General features: G+C 70.0%; 26 protein-coding genes and 1 pseudogene. 8 read left to right on the top strand and 19 right to left on the bottom strand.

Translation table 11 applies throughout. The features are described 5' to 3' along the window. The 19 genes and pseudogenes from Y694_RS11470 to Y694_RS11390 all read right to left on the bottom strand — a co-directional run. Positions 1-702: pseudogene (locus Y694_RS11470) on the bottom strand (energy transducer TonB); the annotation flags it as partial. Next, positions 699-1,190: a biopolymer transporter ExbD gene (locus tag Y694_RS11465; protein ID WP_011828829.1), complete on the bottom strand. Its 492-nt coding sequence runs from the start codon at positions 1,188-1,190 to the stop codon at positions 699-701. The gene Y694_RS11465 and the pseudogene Y694_RS11470, both read right to left, overlap by 4 nt. Positions 1,191-1,203: 13 nt before the next feature. After that, the gene (locus tag Y694_RS11460) at positions 1,204-1,716 is read right to left on the bottom strand and encodes a biopolymer transporter ExbD (protein WP_036232531.1); all 513 of its coding nucleotides are present in this window, start codon (positions 1,714-1,716) and stop codon (positions 1,204-1,206) included. Positions 1,717-1,722: 6 nt separating this feature from the next. Beyond that, the gene (locus Y694_RS11455; protein WP_036232528.1) at positions 1,723-2,376 is read right to left on the bottom strand and encodes a MotA/TolQ/ExbB proton channel family protein; all 654 of its coding nucleotides are present in this window, start codon (positions 2,374-2,376) and stop codon (positions 1,723-1,725) included. A gap of 42 nt (positions 2,377-2,418) precedes the next feature. Further along, positions 2,419-2,724 carry a hypothetical protein gene (locus Y694_RS11450; RefSeq protein WP_011828826.1) on the bottom strand — a complete coding sequence of 102 codons (306 nt, stop codon included), beginning with the start codon at positions 2,722-2,724 and terminating at the stop codon, positions 2,419-2,421. Then, on the bottom strand, positions 2,721-3,443 hold the full coding sequence (locus Y694_RS11445; protein ID WP_036232525.1) for a tetratricopeptide repeat protein: 723 nt from the start codon (positions 3,441-3,443) through the stop codon (positions 2,721-2,723). The genes Y694_RS11450 and Y694_RS11445 overlap by 4 nt, the downstream gene beginning before the upstream one ends. Further along, positions 3,430-5,043: a tetratricopeptide repeat protein gene (locus Y694_RS25805; protein WP_051495729.1), complete on the bottom strand. Its 1,614-nt coding sequence runs from the start codon at positions 5,041-5,043 to the stop codon at positions 3,430-3,432. Before Y694_RS25805 ends, Y694_RS11445 begins: the two co-directional genes overlap by 14 nt. Further along, positions 4,929-6,254, bottom strand: a complete 1,326-nt coding sequence (locus tag Y694_RS25800; protein WP_231497644.1) for a tetratricopeptide repeat protein — start codon at positions 6,252-6,254, stop codon at positions 4,929-4,931. The genes Y694_RS25805 and Y694_RS25800 overlap by 115 nt, the downstream gene beginning before the upstream one ends. Further along, the gene (locus tag Y694_RS11435; RefSeq protein ID WP_036232521.1) at positions 6,238-8,142 is read right to left on the bottom strand and encodes a lipopolysaccharide assembly protein LapB; all 1,905 of its coding nucleotides are present in this window, start codon (positions 8,140-8,142) and stop codon (positions 6,238-6,240) included. Before Y694_RS11435 ends, Y694_RS25800 begins: the two co-directional genes overlap by 17 nt. A 5-nt stretch (positions 8,143-8,147) precedes the next feature. Then, the gene (locus Y694_RS11430; protein WP_036232518.1) at positions 8,148-8,675 is read right to left on the bottom strand and encodes a hypothetical protein; all 528 of its coding nucleotides are present in this window, start codon (positions 8,673-8,675) and stop codon (positions 8,148-8,150) included. A 39-nt stretch (positions 8,676-8,714) separates the two neighbouring features. Then, positions 8,715-9,830, bottom strand: a complete 1,116-nt coding sequence (locus Y694_RS11425) for a DUF3570 domain-containing protein (RefSeq protein WP_051495728.1) — start codon at positions 9,828-9,830, stop codon at positions 8,715-8,717. After that, positions 9,817-10,053, bottom strand: coding sequence for a DUF4266 domain-containing protein (locus Y694_RS11420; protein ID WP_049820775.1), 237 nt, complete (start codon positions 10,051-10,053; stop codon positions 9,817-9,819). Before Y694_RS11420 ends, Y694_RS11425 begins: the two co-directional genes overlap by 14 nt. After that, positions 10,050-10,571: a TlpA disulfide reductase family protein gene (locus Y694_RS11415; protein ID WP_036232515.1), complete on the bottom strand. Its 522-nt coding sequence runs from the start codon at positions 10,569-10,571 to the stop codon at positions 10,050-10,052. The genes Y694_RS11420 and Y694_RS11415 overlap by 4 nt, the downstream gene beginning before the upstream one ends. A gap of 13 nt (positions 10,572-10,584) precedes the next feature. Then, entirely contained in the window at positions 10,585-11,256 is a 672-nt protein-coding gene (locus tag Y694_RS11410) for an outer membrane beta-barrel domain-containing protein (protein WP_011828819.1), read from the bottom strand. Between the two features lie 10 nt (positions 11,257-11,266). Continuing rightward, positions 11,267-12,073 (bottom strand): SH3 domain-containing protein, encoded by an 807-nt coding sequence (locus tag Y694_RS11405; protein WP_011828818.1) that lies wholly within the window; start codon positions 12,071-12,073, stop codon positions 11,267-11,269. Next, a complete protein-coding gene (locus tag Y694_RS11400) occupies positions 12,070-12,666 on the bottom strand; it encodes a hypothetical protein (RefSeq protein WP_148210905.1) in 597 nt (198 codons plus the stop codon). The genes Y694_RS11405 and Y694_RS11400 overlap by 4 nt, the downstream gene beginning before the upstream one ends. Beyond that, on the bottom strand, positions 12,663-15,032 hold the full coding sequence (locus Y694_RS11395; protein WP_231497643.1) for a hypothetical protein: 2,370 nt from the start codon (positions 15,030-15,032) through the stop codon (positions 12,663-12,665). The genes Y694_RS11400 and Y694_RS11395 overlap by 4 nt, the downstream gene beginning before the upstream one ends. Further along, complete coding sequence (locus Y694_RS25795; RefSeq protein WP_231497642.1) at positions 15,029-15,655, bottom strand: hypothetical protein; 627 nt, start codon at positions 15,653-15,655, stop codon at positions 15,029-15,031. Before Y694_RS25795 ends, Y694_RS11395 begins: the two co-directional genes overlap by 4 nt. Next, entirely contained in the window at positions 15,652-16,719 is a 1,068-nt protein-coding gene (locus tag Y694_RS11390; RefSeq protein ID WP_051495727.1) for an FAD:protein FMN transferase, read from the bottom strand. The genes Y694_RS25795 and Y694_RS11390 overlap by 4 nt, the downstream gene beginning before the upstream one ends. Before the next feature lie 357 nt (positions 16,720-17,076). On the opposite strand from Y694_RS11390, the gene ccmA reads away from it, so the two are divergent. Genes ccmA through Y694_RS11350 form a run of 8 tightly spaced genes read left to right on the top strand, consistent with a single transcriptional unit; the run spans position 17,077 to position 22,792 of the window. Continuing rightward, positions 17,077-17,739, top strand: coding sequence for a cytochrome c biogenesis heme-transporting ATPase CcmA (gene ccmA, locus Y694_RS11385; RefSeq protein ID WP_051495726.1), 663 nt, complete (start codon positions 17,077-17,079; stop codon positions 17,737-17,739). Between the two features lies 1 nt (position 17,740). Continuing rightward, a complete protein-coding gene (gene ccmB, locus Y694_RS11380) occupies positions 17,741-18,409 on the top strand; it encodes a heme exporter protein CcmB (protein WP_036232510.1) in 669 nt (222 codons plus the stop codon). Positions 18,410-18,415: 6 nt separating this feature from the next. Further along, positions 18,416-19,180: a heme ABC transporter permease CcmC gene (ccmC, locus tag Y694_RS11375; RefSeq protein ID WP_011828812.1), complete on the top strand. Its 765-nt coding sequence runs from the start codon at positions 18,416-18,418 to the stop codon at positions 19,178-19,180. Beyond that, a complete protein-coding gene (gene ccmD, locus Y694_RS11370; protein ID WP_036232507.1) occupies positions 19,180-19,359 on the top strand; it encodes a heme exporter protein CcmD in 180 nt (59 codons plus the stop codon). Before ccmC ends, ccmD begins: the two co-directional genes overlap by 1 nt. Beyond that, positions 19,356-19,820 carry a cytochrome c maturation protein CcmE gene (gene ccmE, locus Y694_RS11365; protein WP_036232504.1) on the top strand — a complete coding sequence of 155 codons (465 nt, stop codon included), beginning with the start codon at positions 19,356-19,358 and terminating at the stop codon, positions 19,818-19,820. Before ccmD ends, ccmE begins: the two co-directional genes overlap by 4 nt. Next, positions 19,817-21,802: a heme lyase CcmF/NrfE family subunit gene (locus tag Y694_RS11360; RefSeq protein ID WP_036232501.1), complete on the top strand. Its 1,986-nt coding sequence runs from the start codon at positions 19,817-19,819 to the stop codon at positions 21,800-21,802. Before ccmE ends, Y694_RS11360 begins: the two co-directional genes overlap by 4 nt. Continuing rightward, positions 21,802-22,335, top strand: coding sequence for a DsbE family thiol:disulfide interchange protein (locus Y694_RS11355; RefSeq protein ID WP_011828809.1), 534 nt, complete (start codon positions 21,802-21,804; stop codon positions 22,333-22,335). Before Y694_RS11360 ends, Y694_RS11355 begins: the two co-directional genes overlap by 1 nt. Then, a complete protein-coding gene (locus Y694_RS11350; protein WP_036232495.1) occupies positions 22,328-22,792 on the top strand; it encodes a cytochrome c-type biogenesis protein in 465 nt (154 codons plus the stop codon). Before Y694_RS11355 ends, Y694_RS11350 begins: the two co-directional genes overlap by 8 nt. Positions 22,793-22,923: the final 131 nt, after the last annotated feature.

Raw genomic sequence — 22,923 nt, 5'->3', positions numbered from 1 at the left:
GCCACCGGCCACACCCTCCACCAGCGTGGTCGCGCGGCCGGCGAGACCGCCGCCTCCGGTGTCGCGGCTGTAGGCCGCGGTGTTGATGCCGCCGCTGCCCTGGCCGGCGTTCGACGTGATCAGCGCACGCGCCGGCGTGCCGGCCTCGGTGCCGGCCCCGACACCCACGCCCTTGCCGGTGCCCACACCGGGCCCCTGCTTGATGTCCTTCTGCAACTGCACCGCCACCGGCGCACCGCGGATCTCGGCCAGTTGATCGGCCATTGCCAGCAAGCCCACGCCGGCTGCCTTGCGGCGCGCGGCCTCGGCCACTTCGCCTGGCGGCTTGCCGGCCACCGGCTGGCGCGCCTCGGGCACCGGCCTGCGCACGGTCTCGGGGTCGCGGCTCGGCGGCTTGCTGGTCGAGCCGATCGGCTTCGGGTCGGCCTGCGGCGGCAGGGCCGCTGTCTTTGCGGCCGGTGGAGACGGTGGCGGTGGCACGGGTTTCTGTTCCAGCACCAGCTTGGCCAGGCGCGGCGGCAGTTCGACCGGCGCGGCACGGTCCTCGACCGGCCGCGGCATCAGCAGCAGCGCCAGGCACACCATCACGCAGGCGACCAGCACGGCGCGCAGGATGCGGCGGAAGCGCGCCTCGTCCTCGAGCGCCACCGCCCAGGGCAGCAGCGGCGCACGGAACGAGACGGAAGCAGCGGCGGCACTCATGTCGTCGCCTTCCGCGTGACGGCGAACGCCACGTCGCTGAAGTTGGCACGCGCGGCGGTGTACATCACCTTGCGCAGCAGGCGGTAGGGAATGTCCTTGTCGCCCATGATCGTCACGGCCTTGCCCTGCGCCTCGTTCTCCTTGCGCAGCACCGGGCGGCTGGCCTGCAGATCCAGCTCGGCCTTCAGCGGCGCGATCAGGTCATCCTCGCCCGCCATGGCCTCGCCGACCGTGGCGACCTTGCGGCCATCGACCAGTATCTCCGAGCCGCTGACGGTGACCACGATGGTCTCGCGCGGCGTCTTCTCGGCGCTGGACTCGGGCAGCTTGACCGCGCGGCTGGTGCTCAGCACCTCCACGCCGGTGCTCGACATCAGGAAGAAGATCAGGATCGTGAAGATGTCGATCAGGGCCACGAGGTTCATGTCCAGACCGTGGTTGTTGCGCGCCTTGCGTTCGGCGCGCTTCTGAAGCGGGGTGAGCTTCATCGTCGACCTCTCCCTATTTCCTGGCGACGCTGATCGGAGCGTCGCCGATCGAGATGTCCGGGAACAATATGGCGGCCGGCGCGGTCGCGTGGGCCTGCACGGTCGGCGCTGCCGGGGCCTCGCGCATCGTGTCCATCACCTGCACCAGCAGTTCGTACGGCGTGTCGGGCTGGGCCAGCACGGTCGCTGTGGTGGTTTCCGGGAACTTGAGCTTCACCTGCTGCATCAGCAGCGACAGCGCGGCCAGATCGTGGTGACCGGCAGAGGCCATCGGGATGCGCTGGATCAGCCCGCCGATGCGGTCGCCGACGTCCAGCGCGTCGGGACGGATCACCACCTCGAGCTTCAGGTCGTCGACCTTGAGCTGCTCGACGCCGGACGACGGCGCGGGCAGCGTCAGCTCGAGCACCGACAGCCGCGTGAACACCGCAGTCGAGAGCAGGAATGGCACCAGCACGACGATGACGTTGATGAACGCCGTGACCTCGAGCTGGGCCACGTTCTTGCGCAGGCGTCGGACACGCATGGTGGATTACCTCGCCGGAGCCGATTCGGCCTTGATGCGCTGCACCAGGTTCAGGAAGCTGATCTTCGCGGCCTCCAGGCCGTCGACGATCTCGCTGGTGCGGGCCTGCAGGAAGGCATGGATCAGCAGGAAGGGAATGGCCACCGACAGTGCGAACGCGGTGTTGTTCATCGCGATCGAGATCGACGCCGACAGCAGCTCGGCCTTCTCCGCCGGGTTGACCGCGGCCACCGCGGTGAAGCCCTTGATCAGGCCGATGATGGTGCCCAGCAGGCCCACCAGCGTGATCACGTTGGCGAAGGTCGCGATGTAGTGCGTGCGCTTCTCCAGGCGCGGCACGATCTCCATCATGCCCTCCTCCATCGCCGCATCGATGTCCTCGCGGCGGCCCGGGCTCTGCATGCGCTGCAGGCCGTTGGCGACGATCTTGCCGATCGCGGCGTCCGACTTCTCGGTCACGCCCTGCACCTCCTTGAAGCGGCCGTTCTGCAGCAGCGGCAGCACCTGTGCCCACAGCTTGCGGTTCTGGCTGCGGGCGCGGTTCAGGAAGATGTAGCGCTCGATCGCGATCGCCAGGCCGATGGCCATGATCGCGATGCTGAAGTAGATGGCGACGCCGCTGTCCTGAAAGAACTTGACGGCAAACTCGAGGATGCTCATGGGCTTCTCCTGTGACGAACTGGGTAAGGGGAGGGACTCGGATCAAGGACGGGCCGGCGCCGCCCCCGCTGGGCGGGGCTGCAACTGCGCGTCGTACTGGAGCTGGCGGCGGAACACGTCGCGGTCGATCGGTGCGAGCGCCTCGTCGAGCACGCTCACCGCCGGCCGGCCCGACAGATCGCCGGGCAAGGGCTTCTTCCAAGGCACGATGTACAGCACCTTCGGCAACTCGCGGTTGCCGATGATCTGCGTGCGGTCGATGTCGGCGCGGTCCTGCGCCCACACCGCGGGTGCAGCCACCACCATCGCGACGACGGCGAGCACACCGCGAACGGACGACGGTCTCATGGCTGCTCCTTGCGGCTCACCGTCACCGGCGGCGGCTTGCGGTTCTTCAGGTCGGCGACCCACTTCGCGACCTGCGCGTCGCCGCCCGGCGACAGCGCCAGGTAGCGGTCGTAGAGCGCGAGGGCACGAGAGCCCTCGCCGAGATAGAGGTCGTGCAGGATGCCCAGGTTCAGCAGCGGCGAGGCATAGGTCGCGTCGAGATCGATGGCGCGCTCGTAGGCCTCGCGCGCCTTCGCGAACTCGCCCTGCTGGCGGTAGGCGATGCCGAGCTGGTTGAAATAGACCGCCTGCTGCGGGTTGGCGTGCACCGCCGCTTCCAGCTCGGCCACCGCCTCGGGCAGCCGGCCGGCCTGGCGCAGCAGCAGGCCCAGGTTGGCGTGCGGGCCGCCGAGTTCGGGGTTGGACTTCACGATCGCGCGCAGCCCGAGCTCGGCATCCGCCGGCCGACCGGCGCGCATCGCCTTGCGGGCCTCGTCGTAGGCGCGCTGCACCGCGGGGCTCACCGGCGTTTCTGCGACCACCGGTGCCGCCACGGGGGCCGGTGCCGCTGCGGCAGCGGCAGCGGACGCGGCGGGCTCGGACGCGGCCGGTGTCACCACCTGCTGCAGCGCCTTCAAGGGCTGCTGCATCGCGGCGCAGCCGCTCAGCGCCGCGCCCAGCAGCACGAGACCGGCCACGCCGGCGAAGGAAGATGCGCGGTGCGCGTCAGCGGATCGCATCGATCACTCCCTCGCTGCGCTCGACCTTGCCGTAGCGCACCGGTTGCAGCTCGCGCAGCGCCGCGAAGCTGCGCTGGACCCAGGGGTCGTACAGCCCGGCGGCGGCGCGGCGCGCGTTCACCTCGTGCAGCTCGACCGACTTCTCCTCGAACGGGAAGGCCTGCTCCTCCAGCAGCACGTTGTACTGCTCGAGTTCGGCCTTCGACAGCTTCTTCGGCCGTTGCGAGCCCATCAGCGCCTTGCCGAAATCCTGGTAGAGCGCGGCGGTGTGGAAGGTCGCCGCCGTCGTGACGTCGGCCACACCGTAGTTGGCAGCCACGCCATAGGCCTTCAGCACCTCTTCCATCCGGGTTTTCTTCAACTTGAGCTGCTTGGCCAGCGGCTCGACCAGCGCCACCTTGCGGTAGGCGTCCAGGCTCGGCTCGGCCAGCGCCAGCGCCGCGGTGGCGCCGAGGTAGCGGGTGCGGTCGGTGCGCGCCGTGCCACCGCGCTGGTCGGCCTGCAGGTTCTCCTGCATCAGTGCGAGCTCGCGCGTCGCGTTGCCCTCCGCCTTGGCGATGCGGGCGAGCCTGTAGCGCGCCTCCATCGCCGGCTCCAGCGGCTCGGGGTGCTGCTTCAGATAGGTCTCGTAGGCCTTCGCGGCCGCGGCGCGCGAACCGCCCTTCTCGGCCGCCTTCTCGTGCAGCTCGGCTGCCTGCCACTGCGCGGCGCGCGCGGTGGCTGGCGACTTGGCCGCGGCCGCCAGTCGCTCGTACTCGCCGGCGGCCTGGGCCCAGCGGCCCTGCTCCACGTAGACGACCGCCAGCTTGCCGCCGACCTCCGGCTGCAGCGGGTGGGTCGGGAAGCGCTGGCGGAAGTCCTCGAGCGCGCGGGCTGCGCCGTCCCAGTCCTTCAGGCCGATCAGCGCGGCCGCGGCGTCGTACTGCGCGGTCGCCCGCACGGTCGACTGCGGCGCGACCGTGGCCACCCGCGCGAAATGGTCGACCGCCTCGCGCGACTGACCCGCAGCGCGGGCCTGCTCGCCCTGCTTGTAGATCGACGCGGCCTGGCGCTCGACCAGCTCACCACGGCCAGGCGCCTTCTCCGGCGTCAGCGCGATCACCTCGCCATAGCCGCGCTCGGCACGGTCGAAGGCGCCCTGCTCGAAGGCGGTGTGCGCGAGCACGGTCCACGCGACCCGGCGCTGCTCGGCGGCGGCCGGCGGCTTCAGATCCAGCACCTGCTGCGCCACACCGGCGGCCGGCTCGGCGTCACCCAGCGCATAGAGCTTCTCGGCGGCATTGCTCAGCACCGGGCCGACGCGCGGATCGCCGTCGAAGGCCTTCGCGAACTGCAGCGCGCTGGCGACCGCCGCACGCTGCAGCGCCGGCCGTTCGGCCGCCGGAGCCTTCTTCTCGAGCTGCGCATGGCCGAGCAGGGCCGCATAGCCGGCGTCGGCGCTCTTTGCGTGGGGCGGGTACTGGTAGGCCGTCTTTTCGTACTCGGTCACGGCCTCGGCGTGGCGCGCGTCCTCGTACAGCAGCTCGGCCAGCAGGAAGTTGTTGGCCGCTGCATCGGGGTCGGTCGGGAACGACTCCAGCCAGCTGCGGTACCAGCGCACCGCCTCCTGGTAATCGGCCGTGCTCCTGCTCTTCTGCGCGCTGGCGTGATAGTGGCGCGCCAGCTCGGCCAGGTGGGTCTTGACCAGCGGCTGCGCGCGTTCCCAGCCTGCGGGTTGGCACGCCGGAACTCGCTGCTCGCGCCGTAGCGGGCCACGTATTCCTTCTTCGCCTCCAGCGCCAGGTTGGCGAAGCCGGCCTGCTGGTAGATCTCGATCACGCGCGCCTGCAGCACCGGCGCCTGCGCGTGCAGCGGCTGGCGCCGCGCGAAGGCGCCGAAGGTGTCGGCCGCGTCCTTGGTGCGCTCCTGCTTGATATAGAGCTCGCCGAGCTGCTGGTAGATGCGGAACTCGTAGCCGCGCCGCACGTCGCTGGTGATGTAGGCCGGGATGGATTCGGCGCCCTGCAGGTTCTGCAGGCACAGGCTGGCGACGCGGAACGTGTCCTCGACGAGCTCACGGTCGGCGCGGCTCAGGTCGGCCAGGCTGTCCAGGTCGTCGTCGCCTTCGAGATCACCCAGCGTCAGGTCGAGCACACCGAAGAACGGGCTCAGGGCCTCCTCGAGCCGCCCCTGCTTGAAACGCGACCAACCCTGCATGTACAGCGCGCGTCCCTGGTAGGGGCCCTCCTCGTCGCCGGCGAGCACGGTCCCGTAGGCCTGCTCGGCCTTCGCGTAGTCCCGCACCGTGAACAGCAGCTCGCCATGGCGGAAATGGGCCTCGTCGCGGTAGGCGGTCTGCGGGTAGTCCTGCACCAGCCGGTCGAGGGTCTTGAGCGCCACTTCCAGTTCACCGCCCTGCTCCTGGGCGCGCGCGAGCTGGTAGAGCACGCGGTCGTTGCCCGGGTCCTTGGGATAGGCCTTCAGATAGCCCTGGTAGCTGGCGATGGCGGCGCGGTAATCGGGCCCGCTGCTCGCGGTGGCCTCGACGCTGCGCTTGTCGGCGCTCTCCATCTCCAGGTCGCCGAGGCGTCGCATCGCTTCGGCGCGCTGCGGTGCACCGGGCGCCACCTCGAGGAACTTGCGGTAGGCCGCGATCGCCTGCTCCTCGCTGCCCGCGATGCCGGCGTCCTGCTGCACACGGATCTCGCGGCCGGCCAGGCTGCGCAGCGTCGGTTCGTCGTCGGGCGTGCCGCTGCGCTTGCCGGCGCAGGCACCCAGCCCGCCGGCGATCAGCAGCGGCAGCAGCAAGCGACGGCTACTGCGCGGACGCACGGTCGGTCTCCTTGGCCAGGGTGGCACGGTCATGCAGCTGAGCGACTGCGAAGCGGGCCTGGGTGAGGTAGGCCGTCAGGCGCTCCTGCTGGCGCGTCAGCGCCGCCACCGCGATGTCCTGCACCACCTGCTGCTGTTCGCGGCTCAGCGCGGCGACGCGCGGGATCAGCGCCTGGATGCGGCGGTCGAGCTCGGCGATGCGCCCGTCGAAACTCCCGAACCGCACCGGCTCGTCGCGCTGCGCCTGGGCGAGTGCGGTGTCGCGGCGGCGCGCCTCGGCCAGCTCGCTGTCGATGGTCTGCAGCGCCTTCTTCGCCTCCCACACGCGCGCCGGGTAGTCCTGCGCCAGCTGCCAGCTCAGCGCCCCGGCGGCGAGCCGGACCCGGTCGGGCGCCGTCGCGAACTGCGGGTCGCCGGCCTGCGCCTTCAGCGCAGCACGCACGTCGTCGATGCGGGTCAGCAACTCGCGCTGCCGCGCATCGGCGAAGGCCACACCGTCGGCCTGCGATTCGGCGCGCGCCAGGTCGCCGGCCAGCGCGTCGCGACGCTGCTGAACCGCGTCGAGCCCGCTCTCGTTCGCCTTGGCGCCCGCCTGGACCTGCGTCAACCGCTGCGCGAACGCCTGGCGCCGGTTGGCGAGCATGTCGCCGAACACGCCGAGGTTGTCGGCCCAGTGCTGCAGGTTGTTGGACAGGAAACGCAGGTCGCGGTAGTTCTTGAAGGCCTCCTGGAATTCGTGTTCCGCCAGCACCTGCGCCAGATGCCCGGCGTGCGGCAGCTCGGGCAGCTCCCGCAGCGTCCAGAACCAGCCCATCTCGTCGCCGGGGTTGCGGTCGATCAGGCCCTCGACCAGCTTGCCGGCGCGGATCGCCGCGATGGATTCGTTCAGGTGCGCCGCCTCGCGGTCGTAGGCGGCGATCGCCTCGTTGTAGCGCGCCAGCGCCTGACCCAGAGCCCCCAGCTCGGCATACGCATAGGGCAAGGCAATGCGGCCCTCGAGCACCGCCGCGTCGCTGCCGTCGCGCTGCGCCAGTTCGGTCCACGGCACCAGGGCCTTGGCCGGCTGCTTGAGCGCCGCGGCCGCCCAGCCGAAGCCGAGCAGAGCCTTGTTGGCGTGCAGGCTCTCCAGCCGCACGCGCTCCAGGTAGCCGCGCGCCGCCTCGGCCCGCTCGTCCTGCAGCGCAGCGAAGCCGAGCGCCACGTTGGCCTTGTCGCGCAGCGTCCGGAACTCCTCGTCCGGCTGCGGCGCACGGCCGATCTCGTCGAGCAGCGCGCTGCCGCCTGCGGTATCGCCGCTGCGCACCAGCGCCACGCCGAGATTGAAGCGCGCGTACTGGCCGGCGCCGGGGCGCTTGGCCATGCCGTTCAGCACGGCGGCGGCGCCGGCGTGGTCGCCACGCGCCATCAGCAGGTTGGCCTTGAGCAGGCCGCGGTCGTCTTCCAGCGCCGGTGGCAGATAGTTCTCGACCCGGTCGATGGCCTGCTCGGCCTCGGCGAGGAAGCCGCGCTGGTAGCGGATCTTGGCCAGGTAGTACCAGGCACGATCGCGCACCGTCGGCGACGCACCCTTCTCGATCAGCTGCGCGAAGATCTCACCGGCCTCGCGGTGCAGGCCGTAGGACAGCAGCAGCCCGCCGCGCAGCACTTCGGCCTCGTCGGCGTGCGCGGGCACGCGGTCGAAGTGCTGCGAGGTCATCAGCGTGGTGATCGACGTGAAGTAGTGGTCCTGGAAGAAGTGGAACAGCGTGTCGCCGTAGTGCGGATCCTTGATCACCCGCTGCGGCTGGGGCTCGGCCGCCAGCGCGCCGCCGGCCGGCAACAGCGCCGCGAATGCGGCCGTGGCAAGGAGCCGCTTCGTTGCGCGCGACAGGAAGGACCTCGAACCCATGCGCCTCACTGCCAGACTTTGACGTCGAACTCCGGCTGCAGCTTGCCGGTGGAGTCGTTGATGCGCAGCTCGATGTACTTCGGGTCGGTGCCCTTCTCGAACTTCACGGTCGCGCCGCGCTTGTAGTCGCGCTCGTGCGGCCCCTTGCCGGTGAAGAAGGCCACCAGCTCGTGCTCGCCGGTGCGCAGGTTGCCGAGGTAGACGCGCTGCACGCCGCCGCGGTGCAGGGCCTGCACTTCCAGCGGCGTGTAGAGGTAGTTCGCCACCACCTTGTCGTCGAGCTTGATCTGCACCGAGTCGAGCTCGAACAGCTTGCCCACGTCCATCGACACGAACAGCGCCACCTGCGTGCTGGCCGGGAACAGCAGTTCCTCCTCCAGCACCAGCAGGTCACGGTTGAGGCGGATCACGTCGCCCTTGACGTCCTGGATGCGGCTGTCCAGGCCGCCGGCGGGCACGCTGGCCGGCGGCGTTGCGGCCGCATCGGCGGCCAGCGCCGGCGCGAGGACCACACCGATCAGGCACCCGGCCACGAGGCTCTACAGCATCGACTGAACATACGCCGGACTCTTTCAGAAGGTGGCCGATACATAGACCTGCAGCACGCTGGCGGTGAAGCTGTAGCGGCTGCCGGTGCGGATGTCGGTGAAATCGCGGAAGTTGTAGCGAACGAACTCCAGCGCACCGCCCGCCTTCAGCTCGTACTGCCCCGGCACCTGCTTGAAGGTGTAGGACAGCTTGCTGCCCAGCCCGATGTTGTTGAAGCTGCTCAGCTGGCGGTTGCGCGAGATGTAGGTTGTCTCGACAGTGGCGTTGTCGCTGTAGAACAGCGCACGGTCCTGGGTGTGCACGCGCACGAAGGCATCGCCGAGCCAGAGCTCGCCGAAGTAGCGGCTGTAGCCAACCTCCGCGGTGTGCGCCTTGATGGCCCAGGTGTCCCAGAAGTAGCGGTACTCGGCGCGCAGCGCGTCGCGCGAACCCAGGTCGCCGACCACGCGGAACTTGACGGCTCGCGCCGATCGCGTGCGCGGGTTGCGCTCGGGCACGGCGGCGCCGAACACGCGCGCCACGCGGTAGGGACTGCCCAGGAATCCGTCGTCCGACAGCACTTCGAGGTTCGCGCTCATCAGCCAGCGCGGTGTCAGGATCTGCGTCGCGCCCAGGCGGTACTGCCAGTGCCGGGCGTAGTCCGAGAACTCGGGCGAGTCCTTCTTGCCGACCTTGTCGGAGCCGCGCGTGAAGCCCAGGTTCACGGTGGTCATGCCGCCGAACACCTCCTGGCTCACGTCGAAGCTCATGGTGTCGGCCGTGTAGTCGGGCTCCTTGCTGTGGGTGAAGCCCAGCGTGAGCTTGGAGTCGCGGACCACGTAGTCGGCACCGAAGCCGTACTCGGTGCGACGCTCGCGGTAGGGGCTGGCGGTGGTGACGACGTCGATCGACGCGTTGCTCACCGCATCCACGTAATAGGAGGCCGACAGCGACACCTTGTCGGCCAGGCTCTTGCGCACCAGCAGCGCCGGGCCGGAGGCGGTCACGCCGCCGCCCTTGTAGACGTGGGCCAGCGCCTCGGCCTGGTCGCCCGGCAGGTCGACGCCGCGGGCCGCACCGGCGGCCAGCACGCTGCCCAGCAGGCCGGCGACACGCGCCCAGTGGCGTCGGCGCAGGCGGCGAAGGCTAGTTGCAGCCACAACCACCTCCCTGTACCCCGGTGGCACCGCGCGCGCCCTCGCGTACGCTGCGCACATGCTCGCGATGCTTGTCCACCAGCGGGTCCTGCGCGAACTGCATGATGGGATCGGCGAGTCGCTCGCGCTCGTAGGGCTTGACCCAGGGCTGGATGGCGCAGCCCGTCAGCAGCGACAGGCCCAGCAGCGCAGCCGCCGCGGAAGTGAGGATGCGTGGCGGCTTCATTGCTTGAGCAGCTCCCGGACCTGCTTGTCGTAGGTGTCCTCGTAGCCGGTCTTGTAGCCAAGATGGACGTACTTCACGCGCCCGTCGCGATCGATCAGGATCGTCGACGGCATGGTGCTCAGGTCGTACTGGCGGCTCACCTTCTTGTCGGTGTCCAGCAGCACCGGGAAGCTCACGCCCAGCTTGGCGGCCACGTCGGCCGCCTTGCGCACGTCGTCGTCGACGTTCACGCCGATCAGCACGAAGCCCGACGCGCGGTATTTCTCGTACAGCCGGTTGAGGTGTGGCATTTCCTGTCGGCACGGACCGCACCAGGTGGCCCAGAAGTTCACCATCACCACCCGGCCGCGCTGCTCCTGCAGCCGCAGGTTCGGCCCGTCCATGCTGCGCAGCGTGAAGTCGGGCGCCGTCGTGGACGGTGCGATGGCCGGGACGCAGAGGCCGGCGTAGGCGCCCAGCGCCGCACCGGCGCACAGGCGCAGCGCCTGTCGACGCGGGGCTTGCAGGATCAGGGTCATGGGCGTCCTTCCTTCAGAAGAAGAAGCTGAGGCCGGCCGTCAGCTCGAGGTTCTGCGTGCTCTGGCGCTTGCCCAGCACGTCGATCGAGAAGATGTGGTCGCGCATGTCGACCTGCATGGCCGCCCAGTCCGCCAGCATCAGGCGCATGCCCAGTCCGACATTGAAGGTCTGGCGCCGCTGGTCGTTGAACTTGGTGCTGCCGATGCCGCCGATCACGTAGACGGCGGTGGCCTTGGCCCGCTTGCGGCCGAGGAAGACCTCGCCGGGCAGCACGTTGTAGCCGACCGAGAGGTTGTAGTACGCCAGCTTCTCGTCCTCGTCGGCGAACACGCCGCCGGGCAGCACCTGGCGGAAGGCCTCGTCGCTGACCTTGGTCTGCGCATAGACGCCCTGGACGAAGAAGTCCTCGGTGATGTGGTACCCAAGGCGCACGCCGCCGACGACGCTGGAGCCGAAGTTCTCGGTCGCGTAGGTGCCGGTGAACAGGCCGATCTCGAAGTCGTTCGACGGGAAGCGCGGCAGCTGGACGTCGCGGCGGTCGACCTCCGGCACGATGACCTGCTCGTTGCCGGGTTGCTGGCTCTGGGCGGCGGCTGTGGTGGGCGCCGTGGCCAGCGCGGCGGTCAGGGCAGCGGCCGCGAGGGCCGTCGTCAGCAGAGGCTGGGCGTGGGGTCTTCCGGTCATGGTGTTCTCGTTAGAAGAAGAAGGACAGGCCGGCGGTGACCGCGCGGTACTCGGTACTGCGGGTGTCGGCGACGAAGGCGGTGTAGATCGTGTAGTCGACCCGCAGCACCAGACGCTCGGAGACGTGATAGCGCGCGCCGATGCCGGCGTTCGCGAGCTTCGCGTCGGTGACCGATGCCGCCACCAGGCTCTGGTTCGGGAAGTTGCGGAACTTGCCCAGGCCGATGCCGAAGAACGGCGACAGCCGCTGGTCCGACCAGGGCTCGGCCAGCACGTTGACGTGCCAGAAGTCGGTGCCGGAGTAGAGCCCCTGCACCTGGCCGATCGTGCCCTCGACGCTCAGCGTGTCCGACAGCTTGTAGCTGGTCCAGAACTTGAGCATCGGCTCCGACTTGAACTGCCCCCAGGCTGCGCCGAGCTGGACGCGACGGCCCAGGTAATCGTCGAGCGCGATGTCGCGGAAGGTCTTGGCGCCACCGGCCTCGGTCAGCGTGGTCTCGAGCTGCTTGCGGTGCACCCAGCCTTCCTTGCCGCCGGCGGTGCGCACCTTGTACCAATCGGTGTGCCGCAGCGTGATGGCGATCCACTCCTGGCGCGCCGCGACGAAGTGCACCGGGTAGCCACGGCCGGGCCCGGTGTGCAGCTCGATGTAGGGGTCGGCGATCTGCACGCGCTCCTCGTCGTCGGCCGCAGTGGCAGCGTCTTCCGCGGCACGCACGGGGAGGCCGGCCGCCGCAGCGGCGAGCAGCGTGAAGGCGAGGCCGTGGCGCGCGAGCGCGAGGGCCCGACGAGCGGAGAAGAGGCAGGTTCGGTTCATTGGGTGTTGCAGACGCCGGTGGCCGGATCGGCCGGCGTGAACATGCTGTTGCCGGCGACGCTGAACTCGTCCTGGCCCTGCGGCGAGGGGTGGCCGATCCAGTACTGCAGCAGCTTGACGTTCGGGTCCTGGTCGTTCTCGAAGATCAGGCCGCCACCGTGCAGCACGCCCAGCACCTGGGGCTTCGTGACGAGCCGGCTGGTGGTGGGCGAACCGGGAATCACCTCGCCCTGCGCCGAGTAGAAGTTCTTGTACATGTCGCTGTCGCGCACCACTTCGGGCGTGTTGGCCGGATCGGCCAGGTCGACCTCGGCGGCCGTCGGCACCACGCGGAAGGCGCCGCCGGTGCCGTTGGTGTTGTCGTGGCAGCCCGATCCGGCGCAGCTGTTGGTCGAGATCACGCCGTTGATGTTGATCTGCAGCTGCGCCTGGAAGATCGGGTTGATGCACTTCTGGAAGTAGATGAACGACAGCTTCTGGCCGGTGACGCCGCCGCTGTTGTCCACGTCCGACGGATTGCCGAGCGGATTGCCGCCGCCGCCGCAGCTCACCAGCAGCAGCGCCGTCAGCGGCAGCAGAGTCTTCAGGGTCATGGCGTGCATCCGCTGGTGATCCAGTTGGCGATCGCCGTGTAGCCCGCGCTGCCGACCGGCAGCACGGCGGCGCTCTGGCCGGCGGCCCCGGCCGGGTGCGGCACCGTGGACGGACGGCTCAGCAGGTAGTTCGCCGCCGCGTTGCAGGTGTCGGAGATCATCGTCAGCGTGACGTTGTAGTCACCGCCCGGGTCGCCGGTGAGGATGAAGCGGTTGCGCGCATAGGAAGGCGTCGTCTGCGACGCGCCGGCATTGCCGCCCGGCTGGTGGCAGCCCGCCGAGCAGCTGGCACGCAGCACCGGCTGCACCTGGGCCTCGAACGAGGCCTGGGTCAGCGCCGCGGCGACGTTGACGACGCTCGGGCTGCTGGTCAGGTCGTTGAAGTACTGGCCGCCCAGGTCCATCCACTCGGTCACCAGACGGCGTTCCGCCGCATTGAGGATGGTCGCGTGGTTCGGTGCGGTGCCGGGCGGGTTGGGATGCGCGGTGCGCGCCGCGGCGCCGGCCATCAGCTCCTCGCCGAACAGGATCTCGGTGAGCCGGCTCATGCGCGCCAGACCGCCGGCATTGCCGCTCATGGTCTCCACCACTGCGGCGCCGCGCACGATCACCGGCACGCCGTCCTCGATGCGCGTCACCGGCAGGCCGGTGCCGGCGTCGATCACCGGATCGCCGATCAGCAGTTCGTCGTAGGACAGCAGTCGGCCCGTACCGCTGGTCGTGCCCTGCAGCGAGAGCTTGGCCGGGTCGTTGTGGCAGCCCGTGCAGGTGTTGCCTCCACGGTTGCGCGTCCACAGAGGCTGGATGTGCTCGGCGTAGTTGATGATGCCGTTGACCGGCACCGCAGTCGCCAGGTCGTCGGCGGGATTGGTGTTGCCGGTGTAGCGCACCGTGATCGGCGCGCGCGCCACGCCGCCGCGGCTGGTGTCGGCCCACACGTCGGTGTAGACCATGTCGGCGCCGAGGCTCAGCGCCGTCGGATCCAGCCGCGTGCGCAGCGAGGCCATGGTCTCGCCGGACTGGTGCGCGCCCGACATCGACGGCAGCAGCGCCGTCGCCAGCGTGTTGACGATCGAGCCCGAGTTGAGCGCAGCACCGCGCCGCGGACTGTGGCAACCGTCGCACGTGCGGCGTTCGCCGGGCCGCACCTGGATCCAGTTCAGGTGGGTCTGGATGCCACGGCCCTTGGCGTCGACGATCGCCAGCGCCAGCGGGGTGTCGGCCGGCACCTGCAGCTTGAAGGAACCGTCGGGCTCCACCGGCGCGTAGCCGAGGATCTGCTGCGGCTCGAAGTCGGTCTCGCCGATCGCCTCGCGCATGCCCATCATGTTGGCCTGCGGCGCCACCGCCCGCACCGCGCGAACGAAGCGCGCCGGCGCACAGTTGTAGGCCGGGTCGGCCGGGTCCTTGATGCGCAGCAGGTCGGCGACCAGGTTGCGGGTGTCCAGCGGATCGGTCGGTGCGGTCTTCTCGATCGCGGTGGTGCAGCCGCTCGGCAGGTCGGCGGCGGCGAGCATCGAGGTGCCCATGCGGTCGAGGCCGTCGGTGTCGTAGACGCTGCGCACCTCGATCAGCGCCAGATTCTGCGCCGCGAGCGTGGGGTCCACGTTGGTCGGGTCGGCGGCGTTCGGCTCGGGGCGCTGCTGCAGCGCGACCGGGTCGGTGTACATGAAGCCCGACGGCGGAGCGGCAACGTTCAGCCAGGTCTGCTTGGACGGGTCGTACATGTAGATCGCGTACGACGGCGGCACGTTGTCCTGCACCGGGTCGGCAGCGACCTCGGCCTCGGTGCGCTCCTCGTCGTTGAGCCGCGCAATCTCGGCGCTGCTGAGTGTCGCGCACGACACCACGTCGCCGTCGCGCGTGACCTCGCAGGGCCGGTAGCCCACCAGCACGCGGTCGGTACCGTCCCACAGCGGGAACGGCGAGGTGACGCGGCCGTAGCGCGACAGGCCTCGCCCGTCGTTGAGCGATTGCGCGGTGATCTGCGCCTGCCCGCCCAGTGCCTGTACGTTGCGGTTGGCGGGCGTGTTGTATTCGGAGTAGTTCGCGGCGTCGACCAGCATCAGCGAGCCGCCCTCGTGGGTGCCCGACAGCGACATCAGCGAAGAGGTCAGGAAGCCGCTGTAGGCGCCGGCCGGATCCATGTCGCGCGGGTGCAGGAAGCTGTTGCCCGGGCTGTGCGCGCCGTACAGCACGAACATGTCGGTGCCGTCGGGCTTGGTGCGGAAGATTGCGAAGCGGTTGCGGTCGCCCACATGCTCCCAGCGCGAGAACAGGATGTCGCCGTTCGGGCGCACCACCGGGTTGCGGTCGTGGCTCTGGTTGAACGAGATCTGCTGGATGTTCACGCCGTTGGCGGTCATCGTGTGCAGGTTGAAGACGCGCTCGCGCTCGTACTCGTCGAGTGCGTAGTAGGTCTGGCCGAGCGCCTGCGTCTCTTCGACTTGGTCTGGCGGTTCGACGAGAACACGAAGCCGCGGTCGGCCGGCAGGTAGGCCGGGTCCACGTCATCGTCCTGCGTCGAACTGGTCAGGCGCCGGAAGCTGCCGCCGGTGTAGCCGCCGGTGGTCATGTCGTATTCCCAGATGTTCCAGCGGCCGGTGCAGGCGGGCCCGCCATCGATCTGCGCAGTGTTCGTGGTCGGGCAGCGCATCGCGAACACGATCTTCTTGCCGTCGTACGAGACCTCGGGGTCGGACGCGTCGCCCTGCCCCTGCGTGAACTGGGTGGTGATGTTGTGCTCGGGCGCGCTCGGCGAGGACTTCTCGCGGATCATCAGGTCGCCGCCCGGCGCGGTCGGCGCGCCGTTGGTCGGGTTCATGCGGATCGTGTTGGCGCGCTTCACGTAGGCGATTGGCACGTCGCCCTGGACGGTGACCGTGTCCGAGCCGCCACCGCCGCTGCCGCACGCCGTGAGCCCGAGGCCCAGCAGCGCGGCGCTGCAGGCCAGCAGCAGTGCCTGTTGTCTTCCCAGCTGGTTCTTCATCCTGGTCCCCTGATCGGTGAATTCAACGAGCGAGAGTCACTTGCGGTTCTTGTGTCACTGCCGCGGCTGCGCGCCGGCGGCGAGCAGTCCGGACGAGTAGTGCAGCGCCCCCGCCGCGTCGACCACCACGCGTCGACACCGGCGTGCGATTCGACGAAGCGCAGGCCGCGCTCGACGCCCATCACGAACAGGCACTTCGAGAGCGCTTCGCTGGTCAGCCCGTCCGGCGCGATGATGGTCACGCTGCGCACGCTGTCCGGGGACTTGCCGGTCCTCGGATCGAGGATGTGATGGCAGCGCGCGCCGTCGGGCGTGTCGAAGTAGCGCTCGTAGTCCCCGGAGGTGGAGACCGCCGCGTCCTCGAGCGGAAGCAGCGCGACGATCTCGCCAGGCCGCCGCGGATCGCGCACACCGATGGTCCAGGGCCGGCCGCGGCGGTCGCCGATGACGCGGCTGTCGCCGCCGGCGCTGATGAAGGCATGGCGGATGCCGCGGCGCGCAAGGATCGCGGCGGCGTTGTCCACCGCATGCCCCTTCGCGAAGCCGCCCAGGTCGATGCGCAGGCCGTCGCGGGCGAAGCGCACGCTGCGCGCGGCGGCGTCGAGCTCCAGGTACTGGTGGCCGACGGCCGCACAGGCCTGTGCCAGCGCGGCATCGGTCGGCCGGATGCGCTCGCGGTAGTCGTACAGCCGGCCGGCGCCGGCGAAGGTGATGTCGAAGGCACCTTCGGAGCGGCGCGAGAACTCCAGCGAGCGCGCCAGCAGCACGAACATCTCCTCGCTGAGCGGTACCGGCCGAACCGCCGCCTCTCGGTTGATGCGCGACAGCTCGGAGTCCGGCTTGTGCGGGCTCATGCCGCGGTCGATGCGGTGCATCTCGCCGATCACCAGATCCATCGCGGCGTTGCCGGCGGACGGGTCTTCGCTCCACAGCTCGACGCTGATCGAGGTGCCCATGATGGCCTCCTCGCGCCGCATCCAACCGCCCTGCACCCAGGCCGCGGCCGGCATGCGTACCGCGCCCGCCGCACGGCGGCCGACACTCGACAGGCTGGACATGGACATCACGATCTCCCCTGAGCTGCTCGTCCGCCGATCGGGCGACGGACCCTTCTTGTTCGTTCGTTCTTTCGTGCGCCGGACGCTGCCGGAAGCCGGCGGGTTCGGAGCGGACGAATACTCGCGCTTGAACCAGCGAAAAACGCGTCAATAGTTGGCAGTGCACGCAGCGCTTACACGCTGTCGCAGATGATTTGCTGCCGTATTTGTGCTTGTCTGCATGAAGACGATTCAGATGTGAGCAAGCGCAACCGGAGTCGCCCTCCGGTCTCCGCCGTGGGCCGTTCGTACGCCCAGCGGCCGGCCACGACCGCAGTACAGTCGGCACGCCTTGCGCACCGCCCTTGCAACCTGAAACGTCCCGTGTTGTCGCCACACGTCCCGCTGTCCCGTGCCGCTGCACCACACCTGTCGGCCACCGGCCTGGCCTGCCGGCGCGGCAACCGCCTGCTGTTCAAGGGCTTGGCGTTCGAGGTCGCCGGCGGCGAGATCGTCTGGCTGCGCGGTCGCAACGGTCGCGGCAAGACCAGCCTGCTGCGCCTCGCCGCCGGCCTGGCCCGACCCGAGGACGGTGAGATCCTGCGTGACGGCGTGGCGGCCAGCACATCTGCCGTGGACCGGCGCTTCGTTTTCATCGGCCACGCCAATGCGCTGAAGGACGACCTGAGTGCGACCGAGTCGCTGCAGTTCCTGCTGCGCCTGCACGGGCGCCCTTGCAGCGCCGCCGCTGTGCAGTCCGCGCTCGACCGCATGGGCCTGCAGGGCCGCCGCACGGCCGCGGTACGCACCTTGTCGCAAGGGCAGCGGCGGCGCGTCGCGCTGGCTCGGCTGGCAGTCGAGGACGAGCCCTCGCTGTGGATCCTCGACGAGCCTTACGACGCGCTCGATGCCGACGGCATCGAGCGGCTGAACGATCTGCTGCTGGCGCATGCGGCGCGCGGCGGCAGCGTGCTGCTGACCAGCCACCTCGCGCTCGACACGGTGCGGCTGCGGCCGCGCGAGATCGACCTGGACCGGTGCGCCTGAGATGCGCGACCTGTTCCTCGCCGTCTACCTGCGCGACCTGCGTCTCGCGCTGCGCCGACGCGTCGAGACGCTGATACCGGTGGCCTTCTTCGTCGTCACCGCCAGCCTGTTCCCTCTCGGCGTCGGGCCCGAGCCGCAGGTGCTGCGCCAGCTGGCACCCGGCCTGGCCTGGGTGTGCGCGCTGCTCGCCGCGATGCTGTCGGTGTCGCAGCTGTTCGCGAGCGACTTCGCCGACGGCTCGCTGGAACAGATGCTGCTGACCGGCCGCAGCGCGGTGGTGATCGCCGCGGCCAAGTCGGCTGCCCACTGGACGCTGAGCGGCCTGCCGCTGATCGCCGCCGCGCCGCTGCTGGGTCTGCTGTTCGACATGCACCGCGACGCGCTCGGCGCGCTGCTCGTGTCGCTGCTGCTCGGCACTCCGGTGCTGAGCCTGCTCGGCGCGGTGGGCGCGGCGCTGACGCTCGGCTTGCGCAGCGCCGGCGTGCTGTTGCTGCTGCTGGTGCTGCCGCTCACCATCCCGGCGCTGATCTTCGGCACCGGCGCCGTCGCCGCGGTCGACGCCGGCCTGTCGCCTGGAGGACACTTCTCCATCCTCGGGGCGCTGCTGATCCTGACGGCGTTGACGGCGCCGGTCGCCACCGCAGCCGCGCTGCGCATCTCACTGGAGTAAAACGGCGTGACCGAACGCTTTCGCTGGTTCACCTTCGCCGCGCCCGCGCGCTTTCACGCGCTGGCCGGCCGGCTCATCCCCTGGCTGTGGGCGGCGGCCGCGCCGCTGGCGGCGGCCGGGCTCTACATGGGCTTCTTCGTCGCGCCCACCGACGCGCAGCAGGGCGAGTCCTACCGCATCATCTTCATCCACGTGCCGGCCGCGTGGATGTCGATGGTGATCTACCTCGCGATGGCCTTCTGGGCCGCCGTCGGCTGGATGTTCAATGCCCGCATGGCCTTCATGCTGGCGCACGCGCTGGCGCCGACCGGCGCGCTGTTCACCTTCCTCGCGCTGTGGACCGGCGCCCTCTGGGGCAAACCCGCATGGGGCACCTGGTGGGTATGGGACGCCCGGCTGACTTCGGAACTGATCCTGCTGTTTCTGTATCTAGGCTACATCGCGCTGGTTGCGGCGATCGACGACGTGCGACGCGGCGACCGTGCCGGAGCATTGCTGGCGATCGTGGGCGCGGTGAATATCCCCATCATCTATTTTTCGGTCCGGTGGTGGAATACCCTCCACCAGGGCGCCACGATCACCATGACCGCGGCACCCAAGATGGCCACCACCATGCTGACGGCAATGCTGTTGATGACGTTCGCGTTCTGGGCCTACACCTTCGCGGTCGTGTTCATGCGCGCCCGCGCCTTGGTGCTGGAACGCGAGTCGCATGCCGACTGGGTGCGCGACCTGGCGACACGGTCCCGAACACGCGAGGAGCAGTCCTGATGAATTGGCCCAGCGCCTCGGCGTTCTTCGACATGGGCGGCTATGGCCTCTACGTGTGGGGCTCGTATGCCGTCACGGCCCTGCTGATGGCGGCCGAACCCTGGCGGGTCGCGCGCCGCCAGCGCCTGGCGCTCGCGCGTGCCGCCGGCGAGACGGTCGACACGGAGCTGCAGCCATGAAGCCGCGCCAGAAGCGCCTGGCGCTGATCGTCGGCATCGTCGCGGCCGTGGGCGTGGCCGCGGCGCTGGTGCTCAATGCCTTCCAGAGCAACCTCGTGTTCTTCTATTCGCCGGCCCAGGTGGCGGCGAAGGAGGCGCCGGTGGGCCGCACCTTCCGCCTCGGCGGCCTGGTCGACGGCGGCAGCGTGCAGCGCGACGGCCTGGTGGTGCGCTTCGTCGTGACCGACACCGTCAAGAGCATTCCGGTGCGCTACCAGGGCATCCTTCCCGACCTGTTCAAGGAGGGCAAGGGCGTCGTCGCGCAAGGCCAGCTCGGCGACGACGGCGTGTTCGTTGCCCGCGAGGTGCTCGCCAAGCACGACGAGAACTACATGCCGCCCGAAGCCGCCGAGGCGCTCCAGCGTGCCGGCGCCAGCAACCAGAAGCTCGGCGAGACCGTCGTCAAGGAAACCCGACCATGATTCCCGAGCTCGGGCAGATCGCGCTGCTGCTGGCGCTGGCCACCGCCCTGGTCCAGGGCACCCTGCCGCTGCTGGGCGCCGCTCGCGGCCGCGCCGACTGGATGGCGCTCGCGCGACCGGCGGCGCAGACGCAGTTCCTGCTGGTTGCCCTGGCCTTCGGCTGCCTGGTGGCGTCCTTCGTGCGACACGACTTCTCGGTGCTGAACGTGGCCACCAACTCGAACAGCGCGCTACCGCTGTTCTACCGCATCGCCGCCTCCTGGGGCAGCCACGAGGGCTCGCTGCTGCTGTGGGTGCTGATGCTCAGCAGCTGGACGCTCGCGGTGGCGCTGCGCAGCCGCCACCTGCCGGTGCCGGTGGTGTCGCGCATCCTCGCGGTGATGGGCCTGATCAGCGTGGGCTTCCTGCTGTTCATGCTGATCACCTCCAACCCCTTCGACCGCCTGTTCCCGGTCCCACCGGACGGCAACGACCTGAACCCGCTGCTGCAAGACCCCGGCATGATCGTGCACCCGCCGATGCTCTACATGGGCTACGTGGGCTTCTCGGTGGCCTTCGCCTTCGCCGTCGCGGCGCTGCTCGGCGGCACGCTCGACGCCACCTGGGCGCGCTGGACGCGGCCCTGGACCACCGCCGCCTGGGCCTTCCTGACGCTGGGCATCATGCTCGGCAGCACCTGGGCCTACTACGTGCTGGGCTGGGGCGGCTGGTGGTTCTGGGACCCGGTGGAGAACGCCTCGTTCCTGCCCTGGCTGGCCGGCACGGCGCTGATCCATTCGCTGGCGGTCACCGAGAAGCGCGGCGCCTTCAAGTCCTGGACGGTGCTGCTGGCGATCGTCGCCTTCTCGCTGTCGCTGCTCGGCACCTTCCTCGTGCGCTCGGGCGTGCTGTCGTCGGTCCACGCCTTCGCCACGGACCCGCAGCGCGGCCTGTTCATCCTGCTGTTCCTGGTCATCGTGATCGGCGGCTCGCTCACCCTGTACGCGTGGCGCGCGCCCAAGGTGGGGCTCGGCGCCCGCTTCGGCGTGGTGTCGCGCGAGTCGATGCTGCTCGCCAACAACGTGCTGTTCGTCGTCGCCACGCTGTCGGTGCTGCTCGGCACGCTCTACCCGCTGCTGCTCGACGCCATGGGCCTGGGCAAGATCTCCGTCGGGCCGCCCTACTTCGACGCCGTGTTCGTGCCGCTCATGGTGCCAGCGGTGTTCCTGCTCGGCGTGGGGCCGCTGGCGCGCTGGAAGCAGGCCGAACTGCCCGACCTGGCTCGCCGGCTGCGCTGGGCTGCCGCCATCGCGGTGGTCGCGGCGCTGCTCACGGGCTGGCTGGCCGGCCGCATCGCGCTGGGCGCGACGCTCGGCCTGCTGATGAGCTACTGGATCGTCGCCGCCCTCGGGGTCGACCTGTGGGAGCGGCTGCGCCCGGCCGGCAGCCTGCCGATGAGCCTGGCGGCCCGCGCGCGGCAGCTGCCGCGCGCGATGCTCGGCATGATGCTGGCCCACCTGGGCGTGGCGGTGTTCGCCTTCGGCGTGAGCATGGTCACCACCTACCAGCTCGAGCGTGACGTGAAGATGGCGATCGGCGACACCACCGAGGCCGGCGGCTTCGTGTTCGCGCTGCGCGGCCTGAAGGAGATCCAGGGCCCGAACTACGACGGCCTGCAGGGCCAGATCGAAGTCACGCGCGACGGCAAGGCGGTGACGCTGCTGAAGCCCGAGAAGCGCATCTACCGCGTGCAGCGCAACCCGATGACCGAGGCCGACATCGACCGCGGCATCACGCGCGACCTTTACGTGTCGCTGGGCGAGCCCACCGCCGACGGCAGCTGGATCGTGCGGGTCTACTTCAAGCCCTTCGTCAACTGGATCTGGGGCGGCTGCGTCCTGATGGCGCTGGGCGGTGCCCTCGCGGCGAGCGATCGGCGCTACCGCGCCCGGCAGCGCCAGGAGCACGGGCAGCAGGCCGGCCCGGCCGGAGCGGTGGCGTGATGCTGAGGAGCCTGCGCTACATCCTTCCGCTCGGCCTGTTCGCCGTCCTCGTCGTCTTCCTGTGGCGCGGGCTCGGGCTGTCGCCGACCGAGGTGCCCTCGCCGCTGATCGGCAAGCCCGCACCGGCCTTCACGCTCGCGCGACTGGACGACGCGAACCAGACGCTGCGCCGCGACGACCTGCTGGGCAAGGTGTGGATCCTCAACGTGTGGGCCTCGTGGTGCGTGGCCTGTCGCGAGGAACACCCGACGCTGATGGAGTTCGCCCGCAGCAAGTCGGTGCCGGTGATCGGCCTGAACTACAAGGACACCCGGCCGGCCGGCCTGGAGTGGCTGCGCCGCTTCGGCGACCCCTACGATGCCTCGGCCTTCGACGCGGACGGCCGCGTCGGCATCGACTTCGGCGTCTACGGCGTGCCCGAGACCTTCGTGATCGACCAGCAGGGGCTGGTGCGCCTCAAGCACATCGGCCCGTTGACGCCGGCCGTCATCGAAACCCGCATCCGGCCGCTGCTGAAGGCCCTGAATGGCTAGCGGGCGCCGCTTCGTTGCCGCGGCCCTGCTGGCGGGCCTGCTGGCCGGCCCTGCCGTGGCGAAGGACGCCCCGCCGCTGGCCGAGGACCCGGTGCTCGAGGCGCGCGTGATGCGCATCGCCGCCGAGCTGCGCTGCCTGGTCTGCCAGAACCAGACCATCGCCGACTCGCACGCCGACCTCGCCGTCGACCTGCGCCGGCAGGTCCGCAACATGCTGAGCGAAGGCCGCAGCCAGGCCGAGATCCTGCAGTACATGACCGACCGCTACGGCGACTTCGTGCTCTACCGCCCGCCGGTCCGGACCAGCACCTGGCTGCTGTGGTTCGGCCCCTTCGTGCTGCTGGTGGGCGGCCTGGTCACCCTGCTGCTGGTGCTGCGCCGGCGCGCGCGGCTGAGCGACGATCACTTCGAACCCGACGAGGACGACGCCGGCGGCGCCGGACCGCGCGCCCCATGACCCCGATGCTGTTGTTCTTCCTGCTGCTGGCGGCCGCACTGTGCCTTGCCGCGATCGCCGCCCTGACGCGCCCTCTTTGGCGCACCGCGCCGACCTCCCTGCCAGCCGATGCCGGCGACACGGCCGCCGCC

This window comes from Methylibium sp. T29-B (assembly GCF_000576225.1).
Lineage (GTDB): Bacteria > Pseudomonadota > Gammaproteobacteria > Burkholderiales > Burkholderiaceae_C > Methylibium > Methylibium petroleiphilum.
Note: the sequence above shows the minus strand (reverse complement) of the source record. Positions and strands in the feature narration are given on the sequence as shown.